We start from the raw sequence: 21,153 nt of genomic DNA, 5'->3' as shown, positions 1-21,153 counted from the left end.
AAAACGCCCGGCAGTTGCCGGGCGTTTTTTTGTGGGCGGGGCGCAGCACATGGCCGGACCGGGGGATCAGATGCCGGAGCCGTCGCTCTCGCCACCTTCCTCATGCAGGCCACACTCGCGCTTGAGGCCGAAGAAGCGGGTCTGCTCCTCGCTCATGCCGGGCTCCCACTTGGCGGTGGTGTGCACGTCGCCGACCGAGAGGTAACCCTGCTCCCACAAGGGGTGGTAGGGGAGGTCGAACTCCTTGAAGTAGTAGAAGACGTCCTTGTTGCTCCAGTCGATCACCGGCAGGAACTTGAAGCGACCGCGCTGGATGGCCAGCACCGGCAGCTTGCCCCGGCTGCCGGACTGCTCACGGCGCAGGCCCGAGAACCAGGTGCGGGCACCCAGCTCGTTCAGGGCGCGGTCCATGGGCTCCACCTTGTTGAGCTGGTTGTAACGGGTGATCCCCTCCACCCCCTGCTCCCACAGGAGGCCGAAGCGGGCCTCCTGCCAGGCCGGGCTGAGTTCGGCCCGGTAGATCTTGAGGTTGAGCGCGAGACGCTCGGTCAGCTCGTCGATGAAACGGTAGGTCTCGGGGAAGAGATAACCGGTGTCGGTCAGCACCACGGGCACGTCGGCCCGCTCGCGGCTCACCAGGTGCAGCATGAGCGCCGCCTGGATACCGAAACTCGACGACAGCACATGCTCCCCCGGCAGGTTGGTCAGGGCCCAGCGCACCCGCTCGGGGGCGCTCATGGCGTCCAGCTCCCGGTTGAGGGGGGCCAGCGCCTCGACCTGCTCCTCCCGGCCCAGGGCCAGGAGGGCGTCGAGGTCGAGCCGGCCGTCGGCGGTGCGCGCCAGCCGGGCTGTATCAGTCTGTTCAGGCTGCATAGAAGTCCCTCGCGGAGTCGATAACCGGGGCGATGATCCCGGCGCGAATGACAAAATCGCCGAAGCACTCGTCCGGGTTGCGTTCGCTCGCCCAGCGGCCGATCAGGGCGTCCAGTTCGGCCAGGATCTGCGGCTCGGTGATGTTCTCCAGGTGCAGGCGCGGGATGCGGGTCCCCTCGAGGTTGCCCCCCAGGTGCAGGTTGTAGCGACCCGGCGCCTTGCCCACCAGACCCACTTCCGCCAGCATGGCGCGGCCGCAGCCGTTGGGGCAGCCGGTGACCCGGAAGATGATGGCGTCATCCGCCAGGCCGTGCTTGGCCAGCAGCCCCTCGATGTCGGTGACGAAGGCAGGCAGCATGCGCTCGGCCTCGGCCATCGCCAGGGGGCAGGTGGGCAGGGCCACACAGGCCATGGACTGCTTGCGCTGCTCGCTCACGCCGTCATCCAGCAGACCGTACTGGCGCGCCAGGGCTTCGATGCGTGCCTTCTCGCCGGCAGGCACGCCCGCGATGATGAGGTTCTGGTTGGCGGTGAGGCGGAAGTCCCCCTGATGCACCTTGGCGATCTCCAGCATGCCGGTCTTGAGGGGCTTGCCCGGGAAGTCCAGCAGGCGGCCGTTCTCGATAAACAGGGTCAGGTGGTGCTTGCCGTCGATCCCCTCCACCCAGCCGAAGCGATCGCCACGGCTGGTGAATTCATAGGGGTGAACCGGCCCGAACTGGATGCCGGCGCGGTTCTCCACCTCGGCCTTGAAGGCCTCGACCCCCACCCGTTCAAGGGTGTACTTGGTCTTGGCGTTCTTGCGGTTGACCCGGTTGCCCCAGTCGCGCTGGGTGCTGACCACGGCGGCCGCCACCTCCAGCACGTGGGAGAGCGGAATGAAGCCAAAGTCGCTCGCCTTGCGCGGGTAGGTGGTGGTGTCGCCGTGGGTCATGGCCAGACCGCCCCCCACCAGCACGTTGAAGCCCACCAGCTTGCCGTGTTCGGCAATGGCCACGAAGTTGAGATCGTTGGCGTGGATGTCCACATCGTTGTGGGGCGGGATGACCACGGTTGTCTTGAATTTGCGCGGCAGGTAGTTGGAGCCCAGGATCGGCTCCTCGTCACCCCCCAGCTTCTCGCCATCCAGCCAGATTTCCACGTAGGCGCGGGTCTTGGGCAGCAGGTGCTCGGAGATCTTCTTGGCCCACTCGTAGGCCTCCTGGTGCAACTCGGACTCCACCGGGTTGCTGGTGCAGAGCACGTTGCGGTTCACGTCCCCCGCGGTGGCGATGGCGTCGATACCTGTGCTGTTGAGGGTCTGGTGCATCAGCTTGATGTCGCGCTTCAGTACCCCGTGGAACTGGAAGGTCTGGCGAGTGGTCAGGCGGATGCTGCCGTACATGCTGTGTTCTTCGGCGAACTTGTCGATCACCTGCCACTGGGCCGGGGTGATGATGCCGCCGGGCAGGCGGGCGCGCAGCATGACGTTGTGCAGGGGCTCCAGCTTCTGGGCGGCGCGCTCCGGGCGGATGTCGCGGTCATCCTGCTGATACATGCCGTGGAAGCGGATCAGCTGGAAGTTGTCGCCGTTGAAGCCGCCGGTGAGCGGGTCCTGCAGATCTTCGGCGATGGTGCCGCGCAGGAAGTTGCTCTCGCGCTTGAGGCGTTCGTTGTCAGCCAGCGGCCCTTCGACCGGTCCCGGAATAAGTTGTTTGCTCATCAATAGACATCCCTTTGATAACGTTTGGCACGACGCAATTCGCTCAGATACTCTTCTGCTTCCTCACGGCTCTTGTGGCCGTGTTCCGCAATCACTTCCAGCAGGGCTTCCTGCACATCCTTCGCCATGTGGTTGGCGTCGCCACACACATAGAAGTGAGCGCCTGCTTCCAGCCACTGGTAGAGATCAAGCCCTGCCTCGCGCAGGCGGTCCTGCACATAAATCTTGTTGGCCTGATCCCGGCTGAAGGCCAGGGAGATCTTGGACAGCAGGCCCGATTTCACATAACGCTGCCACTCCACCTGATAGAGGAAGTCCTGGGTGAAGTGGGGATTGCCGAAGAAGAGCCAGTTCTGGCCCTCTGCCCCCTGTGCTTCCCGCTCCTGCAGGAAGGCGCGGAACGGGGCAATGCCGGTGCCCGGGCCCACCATGATGACGGGGGTGTCGGGATTGGCGGGCAGGCGGAAGTTGTCGTTGTGCTCCACGAACACCCGGACCTCGGCATCTTCCGGCAGACGGTCCGCCAGATAGGAGGAGGCGCCGCCGCTTCGCACTGTGCCATCTTCTTGGCGGTAGCGCACCACGCCGACGGTCAGGTGCACCTCTTCTTCCACCTCGCTCTGGGCGGAGGCGATGGAGTAGAGGCGGGGGGTGAGGGGGCGCAGCAGTGCGATCAGTTGATCGGCACTCAAGGAAGCCGGGAAGCGTTTCAGTACGTCCACCACCTGGGCGCTGGCCACCAGGGCGTTGACCTGGGCCTTGTCACCGGCCAGATCTTTGAGCGCCGCGTTGTCCGTGATCTCGGCGAGGCCAGTGATCAGGCCCCCGTGCAGCCGGGTCAGTTCGTAGTGACGGGTCAGCGCCTCGCGCAGGCTGCCATGGGGGGTGGCCTCGTCACCGGTCAGACCGGTCAGGGCCAGCACTTCCCCCACGAGATCGGCGTCGTTGTCGAACCAGATGCCGAGCGCATCCCCCGGTTGATAGGTGATGCCGGACTCTTCCAGGTTGATCTCGATGTGACGGATGTCCTTGGTGGAGTCGCGGCCGGTGATCTTCTGGTTCACCGAGAGTCTGGCGGGGAAGGGGTTCTCCTTGTTGTACTGGCTGTGGCCGACGGCGGCCTGCACCGAGCCCGCCACGCTGGCAGTCGCGGCGCCGGCAGAGAGGGTGGCGGCGACCGCCGCAACGGCCTGCTCGCCCCAGGCCTTGGCGGCATCCTGATAATCCACATCGAGGCTAGCTAGCTCATGGATGCGCTCGGCCCCTGCCTTGGCGAGGAAGCCATCGAAATCCTTGCCGGTCTGGCAGAAGAACTCATAGGAGCTGTCACCCAGCCCCAGCACGGCAAACTTGAGCCCTTCCAGCTTGCCGACCTTGCCCTTCTTGAGCTGCTCGAACAGATCGACGGCGCTCTCGGGGGGCTCCCCCTCCCCGTAAGTGCTCACTACCACCAGCAGGTGGCTCTCTTTCTTGAGCTGCTTGGGTTTGTAGTCCGCCATGGAGGTGAGGGTCACCGGCAGGCCGCGGGCCTCGGCCTGGGCCTTGATGGCGCTGGCCACGCCCTTGGCATTCCCGGTCTGGGAGCCGTAGAGAATGGTCAGGCTGCCGCCGGGTGCCGCGACTTCTGCGCCTGCGCTCGCCACGGGCTGGACGCCCGCCTGGGAGAGGCCGTAGAGATAACCGCTGACCCAGGCCAGTTGCTGGGTGTTGAGGGTGGTGAGAACTTGGTTGAGCTGGCGCTGCTGTTCGTCAGAGAGCGGGCTCAGGGTGGGGGCTGTCAATGGCATCACACATGTCTTCCATGGTCTGATTTTTGGTCAGGGTAAGGGGTGTAATGAATAACAACAAAGAATAAAAATATCTTCTTTATGCGATTTATGAATTTATAAAGCCAAAATCCATCTCAGCCCGGGGGGGCCCGTGATATAAAAATGGCCTTGCCGAGCCCCCTGTCCCGGGGATTTCTCATGCCCCAAGGAGCAACCATGTCCCGTCTCTATCATGTCAACGCCTTCAGCCATCACCCCTTCGGAGGCAACCCCGCCGTGGTGGTGCTGGGGGAAGCGCGGCCCGGCGCCGAGCTGCAGGCCATGGCTGCGGAGTTCAACCTCTCTGAGAGCGCCTTTCTGACCCAACTGGGAGAGGGGCATTACGGGTTGCGCTGGTTCACCCCGCAAGTGGAGGTGGACTTGTGCGGCCATGGCACCCTGGCGGCGGCCCATGTGCTGTGGCAGACGGGGGAGGTGTCAGGGGAGCTCCCCATCCGCTTCGCGACCCGCAGCGGTGAGTTGCTGGCCCGGCGGGAAGGGGAGTGGATCTGGCTCGATTTTCCGCGCATTGCCCTGGCGCCCCTTGAGCTGGACCCTGCCTTTGGGGCGGCTCTTGGCTGCCAGCCGCTGCAAACCCTGGCGGCCGGGGCCAAGTTCCTGCTTGAGCTCGGTAGCGAGGAGGCGGTCCGCGCGCTCACCCCCGATTTTCACGCCCTGCGGGCGCTGCCGGGCCGGGGGATCATGGTGACGGCGCCATCGAGCCGGGGAGAGGACGACTTCGTCTCCCGCTATTTCGCCCCCTGGGTCGGGGTGGACGAGGATCCGGTGACCGGCTCCAACCACTGCGCCCTGGTGCCCTTCTGGGCCGAGCGGCTCGGCAAACGGCAATTGCGGGCCCGCCAGATCTCGGCCCGGGGCGGGGATCTCAGGCTGGAATTGCAGGAGGAGCGAGTACTGATGGCGGGCGGGGCACTGACCCTGTGGCAGGGGGAGTGGCTGCTGCCCCCTGTCGCACCAGCGGACCGATGACCGCTCGTCACTGTGTGAGTTCTGCATAAAAAAACGCCCCGCAATTGCGGGGCGTTTTGATTGCCATGGACGGCAGCGTTTTGCTGCGGCCCTGTTTCTGCGGCGCTTACTTTTGTGGACGCAAGGCCGGGAACAGGATGACGTCGCGGATGGTGTGGCTGTTGGTGAACAGCATCACCAGACGGTCGATACCGATACCCTGACCGGCGGTCGGCGGCAGACCGTGTTCCAGCGCGGTGACGAAGTCGGCGTCGTAGAACATGGCTTCGTCGTCCCCTGCGGCTTTCTGGTCAACCTGGGCCTGGAAGCGCTCGGCCTGATCTTCCGCATCGTTCAGCTCGGAGAAGCCGTTGGCCAGCTCGCGGCCGCCGATGAAGAACTCGAAGCGGTCGGTGACGTCCGGGTTCTGGTCGTTGCGACGGGCCAGCGGGGAGACGGCGGCCGGGTATTCGGTGATGAAGGTCGGTTGCAGCAGCATGTGTTCCACGGTCTCTTCGAAGATCGCGGTGATCACGTGGCCCAGCTCCCAGCTCTTCATCAGCTCGATCTTCAGACCCTTGGCGACGGCGGTGGCCTTCTCAAGAGTGGCCAGATCGTCACGGGTCACACCCGGGTTGTACTTCAGGATGGAGTCGACCATGGAGAGGCGCTGGAACGGCTGACCGAAATCGATGGTCAGGCCCTCTTCGCCCTCTTTGGCGTAACGGATCCTGGTGTCGCCCAGGATGTCCTGTGCCAGGGTGCGCAGCATCTCTTCGGTGAGATCCATCAGATCGATGTAATCGGCGTAGGCCATATAGAACTCGAGCATGGTGAACTCGGGGTTATGGCGAACGGAGATGCCTTCGTTGCGGAAGTTGCGGTTGATTTCGTAGACACGCTCGAAACCACCGACCACCAGACGCTTCAGATAGAGTTCCGGAGCGATACGCAGGTACATGTCGATGTCCAGCGCATTGTGGTGGGTGATGAAGGGACGTGCGGAGGCGCCACCCGGGATGACTTGCATCATGGGGGTTTCCACTTCCATGAAGCGCTTGTCATTCAGGAACTTGCGAATGCCGGCCACCACCTTGGTGCGGGTCACGAAGGTCTTGCGGGACTCTTCGTTGGCGATCAGGTCCAGGTAACGCTGGCGGCAGCGGGCTTCCTGGTCGGTCAGCCCCTTGTGCTTCTCGGGCAGCGGGCGCAGGGCCTTGGTCAGCAGGCGGATGGTGGAGACGTGTACGGAGAGCTCACCGGCGTTGGTGCGGAACAGGGTGCCCTCGACACCGACGATGTCACCCAGATCCCACTTTTTGAACTGCTCGTTGTAGAAGCCTTCCGGCAGGTCGTCACGGGTCACGTAGATCTGGATCTTGCCAGCCATGTCCTGCAGGGTCGCGAAAGACGCCTTGCCCATGATCCGGCGGGTCATGATGCGACCGGCAATCTTCACCTGTTTACCCAGGGCGACCAGTTCGTCATTGCTCTTGTCGCCGAATTCGGCGTGCAGATCGCCGGAGAGGCTGTCACGACGGAAATCGTTTGGGAAGGGGTTGCCCTGGGCGCGCAAGGCGGCCAGCTTGGAGCGACGCTCAAGCATCTCGTTGTTCAGTTCGAGAGTCTGGTCGACTTCCGGGGTGGTGGTTTGTTCAGACATGGTGATTCCTGCTGCTCTGTTTACAGGCCTGATTTCAGGCTGGCTTCGATAAACTTGTCCAAGTCGCCGTCGAGTACTGATTGGGTATTGCGGGTTTCGACGCCGGTGCGCAGATCCTTGATACGGGAATCATCCAGTACGTAGGAGCGGATCTGGCTGCCCCAGCCGATGTCGGACTTGGTCTCTTCGAGGGCTTGCTTCTCAGCGTTCTGCTTTTGAATTTCCAGCTCGTAGAGCTTGGCCTTCAACTGCTTCATACACTGATCTTTGTTCTTGTGCTGGGAACGGTCGTTCTGGCACTGCACCACCACGCCGGTCGGCACGTGGGTGATACGCACCGCGGACTCGGTCCGGTTGACGTGCTGACCACCCGCACCGGAGGCGCGGTAGACGTCGATGCGAAGATCAGCCGGGTTGATCTCGATCTCGATGTCATCATCGATCTCGGGGTAGACGAACACGGAGCAGAACGAGGTGTGGCGACGGCCGCCGGAATCGAACGGCGACTTGCGTACCAGGCGGTGCACGCCGGTCTCGGTGCGCAGCCAGCCGAAGGCATACTCGCCGGTGAACTTGATGGTGGCGGACTTGATGCCGGCCACGTCGCCTTCGGAGCATTCGATGAGCTCGGGCTTGTAGCCGTGGGCATCACCCCAGCGCAGGTACATGCGCAGCACCATGTTGGCCCAGTCCTGGGCCTCGGTGCCGCCGGAACCGGACTGGATGTCTATGTAGCAGTCGGAACCGTCGTGCTGACCGGAGAACATGCGACGGAACTCGAGATCCACCAGCTTGGCCTCCAGCTCGTCCGCTTCGACAACGGCTTCGTTGAAGGTCTCTTCGTCTTCGCCTTCGACGGCCAGGCTGACCAGCATCTCGACGTCATCGACGCCCTGGGTCAGGGTATCGATGGTGCTGACGACGTTCTCCAGGGAGACTCGCTCCTTGCCCAGCGCCTGTGCGCGCTCGGGTTCGTTCCAGACATCCGGCTGTTCCAGCTCGGCATTGACCTCTTCTAGACGCTCTTTCTTGGCGTCATAGTCAAAGGTACCCCCTAAGCAGCTCGGTCCTCTCAGACAGCTCCTTAAGCTTGTTTAATACAGGATTGACTTCAAACATCGTGAAAACTCTCGGGGTCGATGTGATTTAAAAACGGGATATTCTAGCCAATTGCAGAAGGAATAAACAGGGTTGGCTGGCCTCGCTCTTTTTCCTGCTCCAATTTTCCGCAGCATTTTTAAAATTTCCGCGTAAAATATCGTCACTCACGCCATTCTCCGCTTCAGTTTTGCGCGGATTGGCCGCTAACAACACACAGTGCCACGCACTCCCGATTGATCCTGTTCCCGACCCCCACAAGAAGAAAACACGATGAAAAACCTATCACTCAAGCAGAAGATACTGTTGTCTGTGGTCATCGCCTTGTCACTGGTGATCCTGCTGCTCTCCTGGCAGAGCTACACCAGCCAGAAGTCCATGCTGCTGCAAGGCAGTCAGGAACAGGTGCAGCGCCTTGGCAGCCAGCAGGCCGCCAGCGTCAGCGACTGGCTTGCCGCCCGTCGTGACGTCATCCAGGCCCTTGGCAACAAGGCCGGTGCCGAGCCCCTCAACGCCCTGCAACAGGCCCAGGTGTCCGGCCGTTTCCAGCTCACCTATTTTGGTGAGGGCAGCGGCAAGATGAACGACTCCGACCCCTCCATCAACCGCGACGGTTACGATCCCCGCTCCCGTGGCTGGTATCAGGAAGCCATGGCCAAGGGCGGCATGATCGTCACCAAACCCTACCTCGACGTGGCCTACAACATTCTGGTGGTGACCCTGGCCCAGCCGGCCCAGGGCGGCGTGGTGGGGGGGGATCTCTCCATTGCCTCCCTGGTGGATGACATCACCAAGATGAAGCTGCCGGCGGACGGCTTCGCCATCCTGATGCACAAGGATGGCACCGTCATCGCCTACAAGGATGCGGCCAAGGCGATGAAGCCGGCCAGCGAGATCGACAACGATCTGACCAATGCCCTGATCGATCAGAGCAAGGCGAGCAACAGCCTGGTGCCTGCTTTCTTCGACAGCGAGGGGCGTGACAAGCTGCTGTGGGCGACGGACATTCCGGACACCGACTGGGAGCTGGTGCTGGTACTGGACAAGAGCACCCTGGAGGCGCCGCTCTCCTCCCTGCTGATGACCCAGCTCGGCCTGGCCCTGCTGGTGCTGGTGGGCAGCATTCTCGCCATCTCCTGGCTGGTCAGCCTGCTGCTCGGCCCCCTCACCAAGGTGTCCCAGGCCCTGGCCCGCATCGCCGACGGTAACGGTGATCTGACCCAGCGCATCAAGATCGACGCCAATGACGAAGTGGGACAGCTCGCCGGCAGCTTCAACCGCTTCGTGGGCAGCCAGCATCAGCTCATCGCCAACATCCGTCAGCTTGCCAACGAGCTGAACGCCGATGCCGAACGCAGTCTGGTGACCAACCAGGCCGCGGTGGAAGAGCTGCAGCGCCAGCAACAGGAGGTGACCATGGTCGCCACCGCCGTCACCGAGATGGCGAGTGCCACCATGGAGATCGCGGGTAACGCCGAGAACACCGCTGCCGCCGCCCAGCAATCCGCCCAGAGCAGTGAACAGGGCAAGATCCTGGTGAACCAGACTCGTCAGTCCATCAACAACCTGGCCGAGGAAGTGGGGCAGGCGACCGGCGTCATCGGTGAGCTGAGCCGTCACGCTCAGGCCATCTCCGGCATCCTCTCCACCATCCAGGGCATCGCCGAGCAGACCAACCTGCTGGCGCTGAATGCGGCCATCGAAGCGGCCCGTGCCGGCGAACAGGGTCGCGGTTTCGCCGTGGTGGCGGACGAGGTGCGGGTGCTGTCGCGCCGTACCCAGGATTCCACTCAGGAGATCCAGTCCACCATCGAAACCCTGCAACAGACCACGGCCCGCGCGGTGAGCCTGATGCAGACCAGCCAGGGGCTGGCGGACAACAGCGTGAAGGATGCCGACGCTGCCGCTGCGGCCCTGGAGGAGATCACCCAGGCCGTCAGCCTCATCTCCGACATGGCGGGCCAGATCGCCACCGCCGCCGAGGAGCAGACCCAGGTGACCGGTGAAATCACCCAGAACACCACCGCCATCAAGGATGTGAGCGACGAGATCACCGCTTCCGCCATGCGCGACCTGGATCAGGCGCACAACCTCAAGGGGCGTGCCACCAACCTGAACCAGCAGGTGTCGACCTTTATTTTGTAAGGAAGGTCAGGCCGCAATTTGAACCAGCTGGTGTTGGCCTTCATTCTGTAAGGAAGGTCAGGCCGCAGTTCTACCGTGGCGTCAGTAAAAAGCCCCGCACCTTGGTGCGGGGCTTTTTGTTGCCTGCAGTCGGCCCCTTGGTGAGGGTCGGGGCAGCGTCCAGGGGCCAGCAAGCAAAGAGCCCACCGCAAGGTGGGCTCTGTCATACGGGGCCTGCGCCCGGGATCACAGGAAGGGCAGGGCCAGGAACAGCTTGATCACCACGGCGTTGATGATGTCGATGAAGAAGGCTCCGACCATGGGCACCACCAGGAAAGCCAGGTGGGAGGGGCCGAAGCGCTGGGTAATGGCCTGCATGTTGGCAATGGCCGTGGGGGTGGCGCCGAGGCCGAAGCCGCAGTGACCCGCCGCCAGCACGGCTGCATCATAGTTGCGCCCCATGACCCGGAAGGTGACGAAGATGGCGTAGAGCGCCATGGCCACCGTCTGAACGGCCAGCAGGATGAAGATGGGCAGGGCCAGGCTTGCCAGCTCCCACAACCTGAGGCTCATCAGCGCCATGGCGAGGAAGAGCGACAGACTGACGTTGCCGAGCAGGGAGACCTCGCGGTCGCTCACTTCGTGCCAGTTGAGCAGGGTGAGCAGGTTGCGCAGCAGCACGCCGACAAACAGCACGCAGACGAAGATCGGCAACTCGAAGACGCCGCCCTTGAGATAGAGGGCCAGCATTTCGCCCCCTTTCAGGCTGATGGCGATGAGTGCCAGGGTCTCGATCAGGCTGAAGGTGGTGAGCGGGCGCTCCATGTCCGGCATTTCGAAGCCCTGGGGGGCGCCGTCACGGTTGTGCTCCTCACCGGGCACCTGCACCTTCTTCACCAGATAACGGGCCACCGGGCCGCCGATGAGGCCTCCCAGCACCAGGCCGAAGGTGGCACAGGCAATCGCCAGCTCGGCGGCGGATTGCACGCCGTACTTCTCGGTGAAGATGGAGCCCCAGGCCGCCCCGGTGCCGTGGCCGCCGGAGAGGGTGATGGAGCCGGCCAGCAGCCCCATGTGGGGATCCAGCCCCAGCAGGGTGGCCAGACCCACCCCCAGGCTGTTCTGCACCAGCAGCAGGCCGGTGACCACCAGCAGGAAGGTGGCCACCGCCTTGCCGCCGCGCTTGAGGCTGCCCAGATCGGCGGAGAGGCCGATGGAGGCAAAGAAGGTCAGCATCAGGGCCGTCTGCAGGCTGGTATCAAATTGCAGTTCGATCTGCAGGGTGGAGCGCAGCACCAGCAGCACCAGGGCAACCACCAGGCCACCGGCCACGGGTTTGGGGATGTTGAAAGTGCGCAGGGGTCCTATCTTGTTGACCAGCAGGCGGCCAAGCAGCAGCACCAGGGTCGCGGCGACCAGGGTGGCGTAGGCATCAAGTTGTAGCATTCAGTGCTCCCATGTTGATCGGCTGTGTCTTTGGCGAGAAAGACTCACGGATCCAGCCGGGATGAAACAGAGTGGCGAACGCGCCAGTGACAGAGGGGCCGCAGCCCCGTCCCTCTGCAAAAGAGGGGGTCGACACGAGCCCGTGTTCGTCGGGCGTCCAGATGAGATTTGTGAAAAATCCGCCGGATACTAGCAAAAAACACCAAGTACATCCACATATGTCACATTAATGATTAAAACGTGGTGTTAACATGGCATTTAAAACTACCTCGCCGAGTGTGCTCCGGATCGCAACAATGCTGCTGCGGCTGTCATTTGCAGCGGCACTCTTTATAATTCGCCCGGTTCCGCCCCCACGGGAGGACACAGACCCTCAAGAGGTCTGCTGATGACCGATATTGAGCCCGCCCGCACCATCTGAAGGACGGGGGCTGTATCGGTTGAGCCCTGTTTGATTTGCCGGTTTCCAGTCCAGAGAGAGGAGAGGGTGTGAAGAAGTCCATCTACATTGCCTACACAGGCGGCACCATAGGGATGCAGCGTTCCGACCACGGTTATGTACCGATGGCGGGCTTCATGGAGGACTGTCTGGCACGGATGCCCGAGTTCCATCGACCGGAAATGCCCGATTACCATATCCACGAATATGCCCCCCTCATCGACTCTTCCGACATGACGCCGGCAGACTGGCAGCGCATCGCCGAGGATATCAAGGGCAACTACGACAAGTACGACGGTTTCGTCATTCTGCACGGCACCGACACCATGTCGTTCACCGCGTCTGCGCTCTCCTTCATGCTCGAAGATCTGCACAAGCCGGTCATCATCACCGGCTCCCAGATCCCCCTAGCCGAACTGCGCTCGGACGGTCAGCAGAACCTGCTCAACGCCCTCTATATCGCGGCCAACTACCCGATCCACGAGGTGACGCTCTTCTTCAACAACCAGCTCTATCGCGGCAACCGCAGCAAGAAGGTGCATGCCGACGGCTTCCACGCCTTCGACTCGCCCAACTACCCGCCCCTGCTCAATGCCGGTATCGCCATCTCCCTGGAGGCAGGTGAGCTGGGAGTGCCGTGCGATCGCCCCCTGGTGCTGCACGACATCACCCCCCAGCCCATCGGGGTGGTGACCCTCTACCCGGGGATATCGGCGGAGGTGATAGCGAACATCCTGCAACAGCCGGTGCGTGCGCTGATCCTGCTCTCCTTCGGGGTGGGCAATGCGCCCCAGAACCCGGCCATGCTGGCGCTGCTCTCCGAGGCATCTGCCCGGGGCGTCATCATCGTCAACCTGAGCCAGTGCCTGCACGGCAAGGTCAACATGGGGGGCTATGCCACCGGCAACGCCCTCTCCCGTGCGGGAGTCATCTCGGGCTTTGACATGACCGCCGAGGCGGCGCTCACCAAGCTGCACTTCCTGCTGAGCCAGGATCTGCCGGCGCCGCGCATCCGCGAGCTGATGCAGCAGTCTCTGCGCGGGGAGCTGACCCCCTGACTTCCCTCTCACCCTAACCCTCTCCCAGCGGGAGAGGGGATAGATCGAGATGGCGAGGTTTACCATGAAGATCGCCGGCAGGTGGCCCGCTGACTGCTCGCAGGTGCGTGCCAGCTCCCTTCTCCCTTGGTGGGAGAAGGGCCGGGGATGAGGGGGATGAGTCATCCTGCATAGAGAGGAAAAAAGAGGGGAGCCATTATGGCTCCCCTCTTTCGTTTCGTTACCGCGATAGGTGACGTGCGGCCTGCCTCAGTGGCTAAGGTCGACCCGCACTATCTCTTCCTCATCGCGATACTGGCGCTTGAGCTCGCTCTTGCTCTTCATCACGATCTCGCCGTCACGGCCGATGTTCATGTGCTCGGGGTTCTCAAGGTGCATCGCCTGCCAGGCCATCACGGCCTGCAGGGAAGTGGCCTTCTGCTCCTCGGTCAGGGGCTTGCCATCCGGCCATTTGCCGAGCTCGACCGCAGTCTTGAGCCGCTCGTACACCTCTTTGGGCATCTGCGCTATCGCTTGTTGAAACGTCACTTGCTGAGACGACATCCGGCCTCTCCTTGAAAATTGAGCCATGAACACGGGTTCAGGCGGGCAGATCCTGTCGGACTATACCGGTAGATCCTGGCGGACTATACCGGTAGATCCTGGCGGACTACGCCAGCCATCTGCTCCATCACCCGTACTACCTGACAACTGTACCCGAACTCGTTGTCATACCACACGTAGAGCACGCAGTGATCCCCCTCGGCGATGGTGGCCTGGGAGTCGACAATGCCCGCAAAACGGGAGCCCACCATGTCGGAGGAGACCAGCTCGGTGCTGGCACTGAAGTCGATCTGGCGATGCAGGGCCGAGCTCAGTGCCATCTGCTGCAGATAGGCGTTGAGGCTCTCCCGATCGGTGGTCTGTTCCAGCGACAGGTTGATGATGGCCAGGGACACGTTGGGTGTGGGCACCCGGATGGCGTTGCCGGTCAACTTGCCCTTGAGCTCCGGCAGCGCCTTGGCCACCGCCTTGGCGGCGCCGGTGCTGGTCATCACCATGTTGAGGGCTGCGCTGCGACCGCGGCGCTCGCCCTTGTGATAGTTGTCGATGAGGTTCTGATCGTTGGTGTAGGAGTGGACCGTCTCCACGTGGCCGTGGCGGATGCCGTACTTGTCCTGCATCACCTTGAGCACCGGGGTGATGGCGTTGGTGGTGCAAGAGGCGGCGGAGACTATCTTGTCATCCGGACCTATCACCTCGTGGTTGACCCCGAACACCACGTTCTTCATCTCCCCCTTGCCGGGGGCGGTCAGCAGTACCCGGGCGGCGCCGCGGGCCTTGAGGTGCTCGGACAGGCCCGCCTCGTCACGCCAGACGCCGGTGTTGTCAACGATCAGCGCATTGTCGATGCCGTAGGCGGTGTAGTCGATGTCGGCCGGGCTGTTGGCGTAGATCACCTGGATGAAGGTGCCATTGGCGATGATGGCGCTGCGTTCCACATCCACCTCGATGGAGCCGTTGAAGGGGCCGTGCACCGAATCGCGGCGCAGCAGGCTGGCACGCTTCTCCAGATCCCCGTCGCGACCGCCGCGCACCACGATGGCGCGCAGGCGCAGGGAGTTGGCGGCGCCGGTGCGCTCGATGAGCAGACGGGCCAGCAGGCGGCCGATGCGACCGAAGCCGTAGAGCACCACGTCGGTCGGGGCGGGCACGGCACTGCGGTTCAGGGCCGGTGCCAGCTTGGCGCGCAGATAGTCCTCGATGCCGGCTTCATCCTGGTGATCCTGCCAGTAGCCCACGGCCAGTTTGCCGAGATCGACTTCGGCGGCGGTCGGGTTCAAGGCGACGATGGCGCGCAGGAGAGGGAAGCTTTGCTGGATGGGCAGCGGGGTGCCCTGGTGGCGGCGAACGACCCGGTGGGCCTTGAGGATATCGATGGTGGAGGCGTTTTGCAGGGGGCGTCCGTAGAGGGTGATCTCTATCCCTTGCTGTCGGTAGAGGCGACCTATCAAGGGTTGCATGGCTTCGGCGAGCTCCTGGCTCTCCTGCCACGCCTGCAAGTAGTGCTCGTGGGTCATTAACCAGATCCTTTTATTTCACGTTGTTGAAGCAAGTTGCCTGGGCAAATTGAAATTCGTCGAAGGCAGATCAGTGTAGGGCTGATGGTTTCGTTATATTATTCTGCAATCGCGGCCTTATACGGCGCGCGCATTGTAATGGATATGTAGCCTGTTTGCTAGTTGGCGGTGGCCGGTGCGGGTTGCGATTGTTATCAACCAGATGTGAACCATGACCCTATTCTCACAGCGTCCGTTACTGCTTTCCCTCGCTTGTTGCCTGACGTTGACGGCCTGCGACGACGACAGGATCCACAACATCTGCTCCCAATATCCCGCCCTGTGCGCGGACCTGGTGGACGACGGCTGGTGTCGCTATGAGCGCAGCGACGTCATTCGCGGTCGTTACTATCTCCAGGAAGAGGGAACGGACAGGCGCAAGTACGATCTGATGGGCGGCCTGGAACGTTATCTGCAGTGCGCCGAGCACTCCACCAATATCGAGTACAAGCGGGCCAGGGAGCAGAAGAGCCCCAGAGTGGAAGGGATGCTGGCCGCCGGCCGGCAACTGGAGCAACTGGACGCTCAGACCCGGGGCTCCCGAGATCCCTACCTGCTGCTCTGGCACTGGACCAACAACACCAGCCCCGATGCCCGCGCCAGCTTCCTCGCGCAGGAGGGGACGCCGAGCCTCGAGGAGCCCGAGCTGCAACTGGCGCTCGGCGGCATTTATGCCAAGAGCGAGCCCGAGAAGGCCATCAGGCTGATGCACCATGCGCTCTCCCTCTATCGGGAGGGGGACAAGGTCAACAGCCGGATCCTCACCGCCCTCAGCACCCTCTACATGGGGCAGAAGCGATTTGATCAGGCCTATCTGTGGGGCAAGGTGAGCGAGTCATTCCAGGAGAGCCCCGAGGTCTCCGCCACCCGGCTCGGCATTTACCATGCCATCGGCAAGGAGGAGCAGGAGACGCTGGACGACCAGGCGGCCACCATCGTCGATGCACTCAGGCAGGGGAGCTACCGCACACCATGAATCCGACCCTGTCAGAAGCCCGGGAATGGGCCCATCCCTTCGATATCCGTCTCGTGCACGGCCAGATCCGCGGCGAGGACAGGGTGCTTGAACGGGCCACGGTGAGGGCCGTGGTGATGCGTGGTGATCGACTGCTGCTGGTGCACTCCAGCGTCAACGGGGATCTCATGTTCCCCGGGGGCGGCATCGAGCACGGGGAGGCGCACGATGCGGCCCTGGCCCGGGAGCTGCGGGAAGAGTGTGGCGCCGAGCTGGTGGCCGTGGGACCCCTGCTGGGAGAGACCCGGGAGTATCGTGCCGCGCGCGAGCCGGATTACGATGCCTACTGCATCCGATCGTCCTATTACCTCTGCCGGGTCGGGGAGGACTGGAGTGCACCGCGCCCCCAGCCCTACGAGATCCGCCTCGGCTTCACGCCGGGCTGGTTCCCCCTGACCGAGGCCCTGCAGACCAACAAGACCCAGCTGGCGGGTCCCTGTCCCCAGTGGACGGCGCGAGAGACCCGGGTGCTGGCAGAGTTGCACCGCTGGCAAGCGTCCGGCTTGCTGACCTGACAAGGCCGCTTGCCCCATAAAAAAACCGCCTGTCGGCGGTTTTTTTATGGCTGTCCCCGGCGTCAGGGGAGACAGACCGGGCAGAAGGCGTAGGTGCCCTGGGGATCGTTGAAGCGGGTCAGCGGGTCCAGACCGCGGTTCATCTCCAGCAGCGCCTTGCCAAGCCCGGCGGGCAGCCAGCTTTGCAGGTGCGGGGCCAGCGCCTGGGCGCTGCTGTCAAACAGCTCGCGCAGGAACTTGTCCCTGGCCGACTCTTCCGGTGCGATGGGGGTGACCTGCCAACTTTTGAGGTTGGCGAGATCGGCGGCCGCCTTGAGGGCGTCATCCAGATTGCCGAACTCGTCCACCAGCCCCAGTGCCTTGGCATCCTGCCCGGTCCAGACCCGGCCTTCGGCGGCTTTTTCCGCCTCTTCCGGGCTAAGGCCCCGGCCCTTGCCCACCAGGCCGACAAAGCGCTGATAGGTGTCTTCCACGCTCAGTTGAATGGCTTCACCCACGTGATCCGGCAGGGCACGGGTCAGCCCGACCCCCACGAAGTCGGTGGTGCCGACGCCGTCGGTGTGTACCCCGTACTGGGAGAGCGCCTTGTCGATGGTGGCGAACATGCCGAACACCCCGATGGAGCCGGTGAGGGTGGTGGGGGAGGCGAAGATCTTGTCCGCATCGGCGGAGATCCAGTAGCCACCGGAGGCGGCGTAGCTGCCCATGGAGATGACCACCGGCTTGCCCGCCTGTTTCAGGGCCAGCAATTCGGCGCGGATCTGCTCGGCGGCGAAGGCGCTGCCGCCCGGGCTGTCCACTCGCAGCACAACGGCTTTCACCTGATCGTCACGGCGGGCCTCGGCCAGCAGATCGGCAAGGCTGTCGCCGCCGATGGTGCCGGCAGGCTGGACGCCATCCATGATGGCGCCGCTGGCAGTGATGAGGCCTACCTCATCCTTGCCGCTCTGGGGGTACTGTTCCGGGATGGCGGCCAGATACTCTTTCAGGCCCACGCCCTTCCAGCCGTGATCATCGGCCTCGCCCACTTCCTTGATCACCGCCTGGGTCATTTCGTCGCGGGTGGCGAGCTGATCCACCAGACCGTTGTCGAGGGCGTAACTGGCCGCATTGCCGCCGGCCTTGCGCAGCAGTTCGAGGAAGTGATCCTTGTTCGGTGCGACGGCATCCGGCTCGATCTCCCGCTGCTCCGCCACGTCGGCCACATAGGATTGCCATAGCTGATCCAGCCAGCGCTGGTTCGCCTCCTTGCTCTCGGGGGACATCTCGTCCCGGGTGTAGGGCTCGACGAAGGACTTGTAGGTGCCGACCTTGAAGACGTGCGGGGTGATATTGAGCTTCTCCAGCGCCGACTTGAAATAGGTCTGGTAGACACCCAGCCCCTCGATCAGCACGGCACCACTCTGGTTGAGCAGCACGTGGTCGGCGTGGGCGGCGAGCAGATAGGCCCCCTGGCTGTAGTAGTCCGCCATGGCGATGACCGGCTTGCCGCTCTCCTTGAAGGCGTCGATGGCGGCCGTCACCTCCTGCAGTTTGGAGAGGCTGGCCCCTTGCAGACCCTGGGGTTTGATCACCAGCGCCTTGATGCGATCGTCATTCCCCGCGCTCTTGATGGCCCACAGCAGATCGGAGAGGACGATTTCGCTTGGCTGCTCGTCCCCCTTGTCCATTTGCCTGAGCAGTTGCACCGTGGGATCGGTCTGGGTGCGCTGTTCTACCAGCACACCGGAGAGATTGAGGGTGAGCGCCCCCTCGATGGGAGTGCTTGGGGTCTCGCTCTGGCTGACGCTGAAGACAATGACCAGCACGACGAGAAGAAACAGCAGGTTGACCAGCATCAAGCGGGTAAAGTTGAGCAGGCGCCAGAGGCTGCGAAAGAGCCATCCCAGACCTTTGAAAATAGACATAGCTGCGTTGTCGCCCTGTTAATGGGTTGAGAGCAGCCATTATTAACCAGTTGCGCAGCCAATTGCCATTTCCCCTTGAGTCGACTGCCTCCCCGCCACTTCGGAACACGGCTGTTCGCTGAAAAAATGTCCAAACATTTGTTTGAAAAAGAGTTTTCGATTCTTTACTCTAGCTCCAGTTTGATAACAAAAAATTAACTGAAAGGCCCGATGAGCCGGCCCCACCTCCACCCACCCCTTCTTTTTACTGCCCGTCACCCGAGGCAGCCAGGAAGGCTGGAGCATGACCCCGTGCACATCGACCTCGACAAGGAGTGCATCATGAGCCGTTATCCCACGCTGCTGACCCCCCTCGATCTGGGTTTTACCCAGTTGCGCAACCGCGTACTGATGGGGTCCATGCACACCGGCCTCGAGGAGGAAAAGGGGGGCTTTGACAAGCTGGCCGCCTTCTATGCTGAGCGGGCCCGTGGCGGGGTCGGTCTCATCGTGACCGGCGGTATCGCCCCCAATTTGCGGGGGCGGCTGGTGCCCCACGGCTCCCAGCTGAGCTTTCCCTGGCAGGTAGCCAAACACCGCAAGGTGACCGAGGCAGTGCACCAGGAAGGGGGCAAGATAGCGCTGCAGATCCTTCATGCGGGCCGCTACGCCTACCATCCGTTCAGCCTGGCGCCGAGCGCCCTCAAGGCTCCCATCTCCCCGTTCAAGCCGCGGGCCATGAGCGAGCGGCAGATCCGCGGCACCATCCGCGACTTCGCCGCCACTGCGGCGCTGGCCAAGGCGGCCGGTTATGACGGGGTCGAAGTGATGGGGTCGGAAGGCTATCTCATCAACCAGTTCATCTGCGAACGCACCAACAAGCGCACCGATGGCTGGGGCGGCAGCAGCGAAAACCGCATGCGCTTCCCGGTGGAGATTGTCCGCGCCATCCGTGAGCGGGTGGGCACGGATTTCATCATCATCTTCCGCCTCTCCATGCTGGATCTGGTGGAGCAGGGCTCCTCCCTTGAGGAAGTGATCGCACTTGGCCGGGCACTGGAGCAGGTGGGGGTCACCCTCATCAACACCGGTATCGGCTGGCACGAGGCGCGCATTCCCACCATCGCCACCAGCGTGCCGCGCGGTGCCTTCAGCTGGGTGACCGCCGAGCTGAAAAAGCACCTCAAGGTGCCCCTCATCACCACCAACCGCATCAACACCCCCGAGGTGGCGGAGCGCATCCTGGCGGGGGGGGAGGCGGACATGGTCTCCATGGCGCGCCCCTTCCTGGCGGACCCCGAGTTCGTCATCAAGGCGGCTGAAGACAGGGCGGACGAGATCAACACCTGCATCGCCTGCAACCAGGCCTGCCTCGACCACGTGTTCAAGCAAAAGCGTGCCTCCTGCCTGGTCAACCCCCGCGCCTGTTTCGAGACCGAGTTGACGTTTGGCCGGGTGCCCCAGCCCAAGAAGCTGGCGGTGGTGGGGGCGGGTCCTGCCGGGCTGGCGTTTGCCTGCTACGCCGCCGAGCGGGGCCATCAGGTAAGCCTGTTCGATCAGGCGAGCGAAATCGGCGGCCAGTTCAACTTTGCCAAGCAGATCCCGGGCAAGGAGGAGTTTCACGAAACCCTGCGCTACTTCGCCAAACGGCTTGAGAAGTGCGGCGTCGAGCTCTATCTGGGCCAGCGCCAGAGTGCCGAGAGCCTGCTGGGCGGCGGTTTTGACGAGGTGATCCTCGCCACCGGCATCCGCCCGCGCACTCCCAACATTCCGGGTATCGAGCACCCCAAGGTGTTGAGCTACCTCGATGTCTTGCGTGATCACAAGCCGGTGGGCGAGAAGGTGGCGGTGATCGGCGCCGGTGGTATCGGCTTCGATGTGGCCGAATACCTGGTGGAGAAGAGAGGATCGCCGGATGCCGCAAGCCATCGCGATCACTGGCTCAAGGAGTGGGGCATCGACAAGCAACTGGGTGAGCGCGGCGGCCTGACTACCCCCGAAATCGATGCCCCCGAGCGCCAGATCTGGTTGCTCCAGCGCAAGGAGAGCAAAGTGGGCGACGGCCTTGGCAAGACGACCGGCTGGATCCATCGCACCGTGCTCAAGAATCGCAAGGTGCAGATGCTCTCCGGCGTCCAGTACCTGCGTATCGACGATGCCGGGCTTCACATCCAGGTGGGCGACCAGCAGCAGTGCCTGCCGGTGGATCAGGTGATCATCTGTGCCGGGCAGGAGCCCCTCAAGGAGTTGCAGGCCGGTCTGCAGGCCGCGGGCAAGCCGGTGCACATCATCGGCGGTGCCGACGTGGCCGCCGAGCTGGATGCCAAACGCGCCATCCGGCAAGGGGCGGAGCTGGCTGCCGTCATCTAGCCTCCCGGCCCTTTCGTATCCTGACAAACCCCTGAACCCCAGGGGTTTTCTTCATCCGGTGCTGTGCTAAGGTAGCGCCATCATCGCC

At 63.1% G+C, this 21,153-nt stretch carries 15 protein-coding genes; 6 read left to right on the top strand and 9 right to left on the bottom strand.

Going from position 1 to position 21,153, the window contains the following annotated elements:
• Nucleotides 1–66: 66 nt before the first annotated feature.
• The 3 genes from HKD46_RS03365 to HKD46_RS03355 are packed head-to-tail and all read right to left on the bottom strand — an operon-like array spanning nt 67 to nt 4,362.
• A complete protein-coding gene (locus tag HKD46_RS03365; RefSeq protein ID WP_171864906.1) occupies nt 67–873 on the bottom strand; it encodes a phosphoadenylyl-sulfate reductase in 807 nt (268 codons plus the stop codon).
• On the bottom strand, nt 863–2,575 hold the full coding sequence (gene cysI / locus HKD46_RS03360; RefSeq protein WP_171864905.1) for an assimilatory sulfite reductase (NADPH) hemoprotein subunit: 1,713 nt from the start codon (nt 2,573–2,575) through the stop codon (nt 863–865). Before cysI ends, HKD46_RS03365 begins: the two co-directional genes overlap by 11 nt.
• The gene (locus HKD46_RS03355; protein ID WP_171864908.1) at nt 2,575–4,362 is read right to left on the bottom strand and encodes an assimilatory sulfite reductase (NADPH) flavoprotein subunit; all 1,788 of its coding nucleotides are present in this window, start codon (nt 4,360–4,362) and stop codon (nt 2,575–2,577) included. Before HKD46_RS03355 ends, cysI begins: the two co-directional genes overlap by 1 nt.
• Nucleotides 4,363–4,560: 198 nt before the next feature.
• Here HKD46_RS03355 and HKD46_RS03350 point away from each other — a divergent pair, with 198 nt between their 5' ends.
• Nucleotides 4,561–5,373 (top strand): PhzF family phenazine biosynthesis protein, encoded by an 813-nt coding sequence (locus tag HKD46_RS03350; RefSeq protein ID WP_111896456.1) that lies wholly within the window; start codon nt 4,561–4,563, stop codon nt 5,371–5,373.
• 106 nt (nt 5,374–5,479) lie between these two features.
• On the opposite strand, the gene lysS is transcribed toward HKD46_RS03350, so the two are convergent.
• Both lysS and prfB read right to left on the bottom strand, forming a co-directional pair.
• A complete protein-coding gene (gene lysS, locus HKD46_RS03345) occupies nt 5,480–7,015 on the bottom strand; it encodes a lysine--tRNA ligase (RefSeq protein WP_010675428.1) in 1,536 nt (511 codons plus the stop codon).
• Nucleotides 7,016–7,035: 20 nt separating this feature from the next.
• A protein-coding gene (gene prfB, locus HKD46_RS03340) for a peptide chain release factor 2 (RefSeq protein ID WP_102948437.1) occupies nt 7,036–8,134 on the bottom strand; the annotation gives its coding sequence in 2 pieces (ribosomal slippage) (nt 7,036–8,058 and nt 8,060–8,134; 1,098 coding nt in all).
• Between the two features lie 252 nt (nt 8,135–8,386).
• Between prfB and HKD46_RS03335 the strand changes: the two genes are divergently transcribed.
• Nucleotides 8,387–10,258 carry a methyl-accepting chemotaxis protein gene (locus tag HKD46_RS03335; protein WP_139738049.1) on the top strand — a complete coding sequence of 624 codons (1,872 nt, stop codon included), beginning with the start codon at nt 8,387–8,389 and terminating at the stop codon, nt 10,256–10,258.
• Between the two features lie 225 nt (nt 10,259–10,483).
• On the opposite strand, the gene gltS is transcribed toward HKD46_RS03335, so the two are convergent.
• Complete coding sequence (gene gltS / locus HKD46_RS03330; protein WP_041212483.1) at nt 10,484–11,683, bottom strand: sodium/glutamate symporter; 1,200 nt, start codon at nt 11,681–11,683, stop codon at nt 10,484–10,486.
• A gap of 489 nt (nt 11,684–12,172) precedes the next feature.
• Here gltS and ansA point away from each other — a divergent pair, with 489 nt between their 5' ends.
• A complete protein-coding gene (gene ansA, locus HKD46_RS03325; RefSeq protein ID WP_010675424.1) occupies nt 12,173–13,180 on the top strand; it encodes an asparaginase in 1,008 nt (335 codons plus the stop codon).
• A 249-nt stretch (nt 13,181–13,429) separates the two neighbouring features.
• On the opposite strand, the gene HKD46_RS03320 is transcribed toward ansA, so the two are convergent.
• Nucleotides 13,430–13,723: a YeaC family protein gene (locus HKD46_RS03320; protein ID WP_010675423.1), complete on the bottom strand. Its 294-nt coding sequence runs from the start codon at nt 13,721–13,723 to the stop codon at nt 13,430–13,432.
• Nucleotides 13,724–13,806: 83 nt separating this feature from the next.
• Nucleotides 13,807–15,240: a glyceraldehyde-3-phosphate dehydrogenase gene (locus HKD46_RS03315; protein ID WP_043154263.1), complete on the bottom strand. Its 1,434-nt coding sequence runs from the start codon at nt 15,238–15,240 to the stop codon at nt 13,807–13,809.
• Nucleotides 15,241–15,451: 211 nt separating this feature from the next.
• Between HKD46_RS03315 and HKD46_RS03310 the strand changes: the two genes are divergently transcribed.
• Together HKD46_RS03310 and HKD46_RS03305 are read left to right on the top strand one after the other, a co-directional pair.
• A complete protein-coding gene (locus HKD46_RS03310; protein WP_171864904.1) occupies nt 15,452–16,255 on the top strand; it encodes a DUF2989 domain-containing protein in 804 nt (267 codons plus the stop codon).
• Nucleotides 16,252–16,809 carry an NUDIX domain-containing protein gene (locus HKD46_RS03305; RefSeq protein ID WP_171864903.1) on the top strand — a complete coding sequence of 186 codons (558 nt, stop codon included), beginning with the start codon at nt 16,252–16,254 and terminating at the stop codon, nt 16,807–16,809. The genes HKD46_RS03310 and HKD46_RS03305 overlap by 4 nt, the downstream gene beginning before the upstream one ends.
• 62 nt (nt 16,810–16,871) lie before the next feature.
• Here the strand turns inward: HKD46_RS03305 and sppA are convergent, their stop codons facing one another.
• Nucleotides 16,872–18,716 carry a signal peptide peptidase SppA gene (gene sppA / locus HKD46_RS03300; RefSeq protein WP_103243630.1) on the bottom strand — a complete coding sequence of 615 codons (1,845 nt, stop codon included), beginning with the start codon at nt 18,714–18,716 and terminating at the stop codon, nt 16,872–16,874.
• Nucleotides 18,717–19,037: 321 nt separating this feature from the next.
• Between sppA and HKD46_RS03295 the strand changes: the two genes are divergently transcribed.
• Nucleotides 19,038–21,065 (top strand): NADPH-dependent 2,4-dienoyl-CoA reductase, encoded by a 2,028-nt coding sequence (locus HKD46_RS03295; protein ID WP_171864902.1) that lies wholly within the window; start codon nt 19,038–19,040, stop codon nt 21,063–21,065.
• The last annotated feature ends 88 nt before the right edge of the window (nt 21,066–21,153 follow it).

The sequence above is a fragment of the Aeromonas sp. TW 6 genome (assembly GCF_013168745.1).
In the GTDB taxonomy this organism is placed as follows: domain Bacteria; phylum Pseudomonadota; class Gammaproteobacteria; order Enterobacterales; family Aeromonadaceae; genus Aeromonas; species Aeromonas caviae.
This window is presented reverse-complemented; position numbering and strand designations above follow the sequence as displayed.

Coding starts and splice junctions, on each gene's coding strand:
- HKD46_RS03365 (WP_171864906.1), bottom strand. CDS start 873: ATGCAGCCTGAACAGACTGATACAGCCCGGCTGGCGCGCACCGCCGAC.
- cysI (WP_171864905.1), bottom strand. CDS start 2,575: ATGAGCAAACAACTTATTCCGGGACCGGTCGAAGGGCCGCTGGCTGAC.
- HKD46_RS03355 (WP_171864908.1), bottom strand. CDS start 4,362: ATGCCATTGACAGCCCCCACCCTGAGCCCGCTCTCTGACGAACAGCAG.
- HKD46_RS03350 (WP_111896456.1), top strand. CDS start 4,561: ATGTCCCGTCTCTATCATGTCAACGCCTTCAGCCATCACCCCTTCGGA.
- lysS (WP_010675428.1), bottom strand. CDS start 7,015: ATGTCTGAACAAACCACCACCCCGGAAGTCGACCAGACTCTCGAACTG.
- HKD46_RS03335 (WP_139738049.1), top strand. CDS start 8,387: ATGAAAAACCTATCACTCAAGCAGAAGATACTGTTGTCTGTGGTCATC.
- gltS (WP_041212483.1), bottom strand. CDS start 11,683: ATGCTACAACTTGATGCCTACGCCACCCTGGTCGCCGCGACCCTGGTG.
- HKD46_RS03320 (WP_010675423.1), bottom strand. CDS start 13,723: ATGTCGTCTCAGCAAGTGACGTTTCAACAAGCGATAGCGCAGATGCCC.
- HKD46_RS03315 (WP_043154263.1), bottom strand. CDS start 15,240: ATGACCCACGAGCACTACTTGCAGGCGTGGCAGGAGAGCCAGGAGCTC.
- HKD46_RS03310 (WP_171864904.1), top strand. CDS start 15,452: ATGACCCTATTCTCACAGCGTCCGTTACTGCTTTCCCTCGCTTGTTGC.
- HKD46_RS03305 (WP_171864903.1), top strand. CDS start 16,252: ATGAATCCGACCCTGTCAGAAGCCCGGGAATGGGCCCATCCCTTCGAT.
- sppA (WP_103243630.1), bottom strand. CDS start 18,716: ATGTCTATTTTCAAAGGTCTGGGATGGCTCTTTCGCAGCCTCTGGCGC.
- HKD46_RS03295 (WP_171864902.1), top strand. CDS start 19,038: ATGAGCCGTTATCCCACGCTGCTGACCCCCCTCGATCTGGGTTTTACC.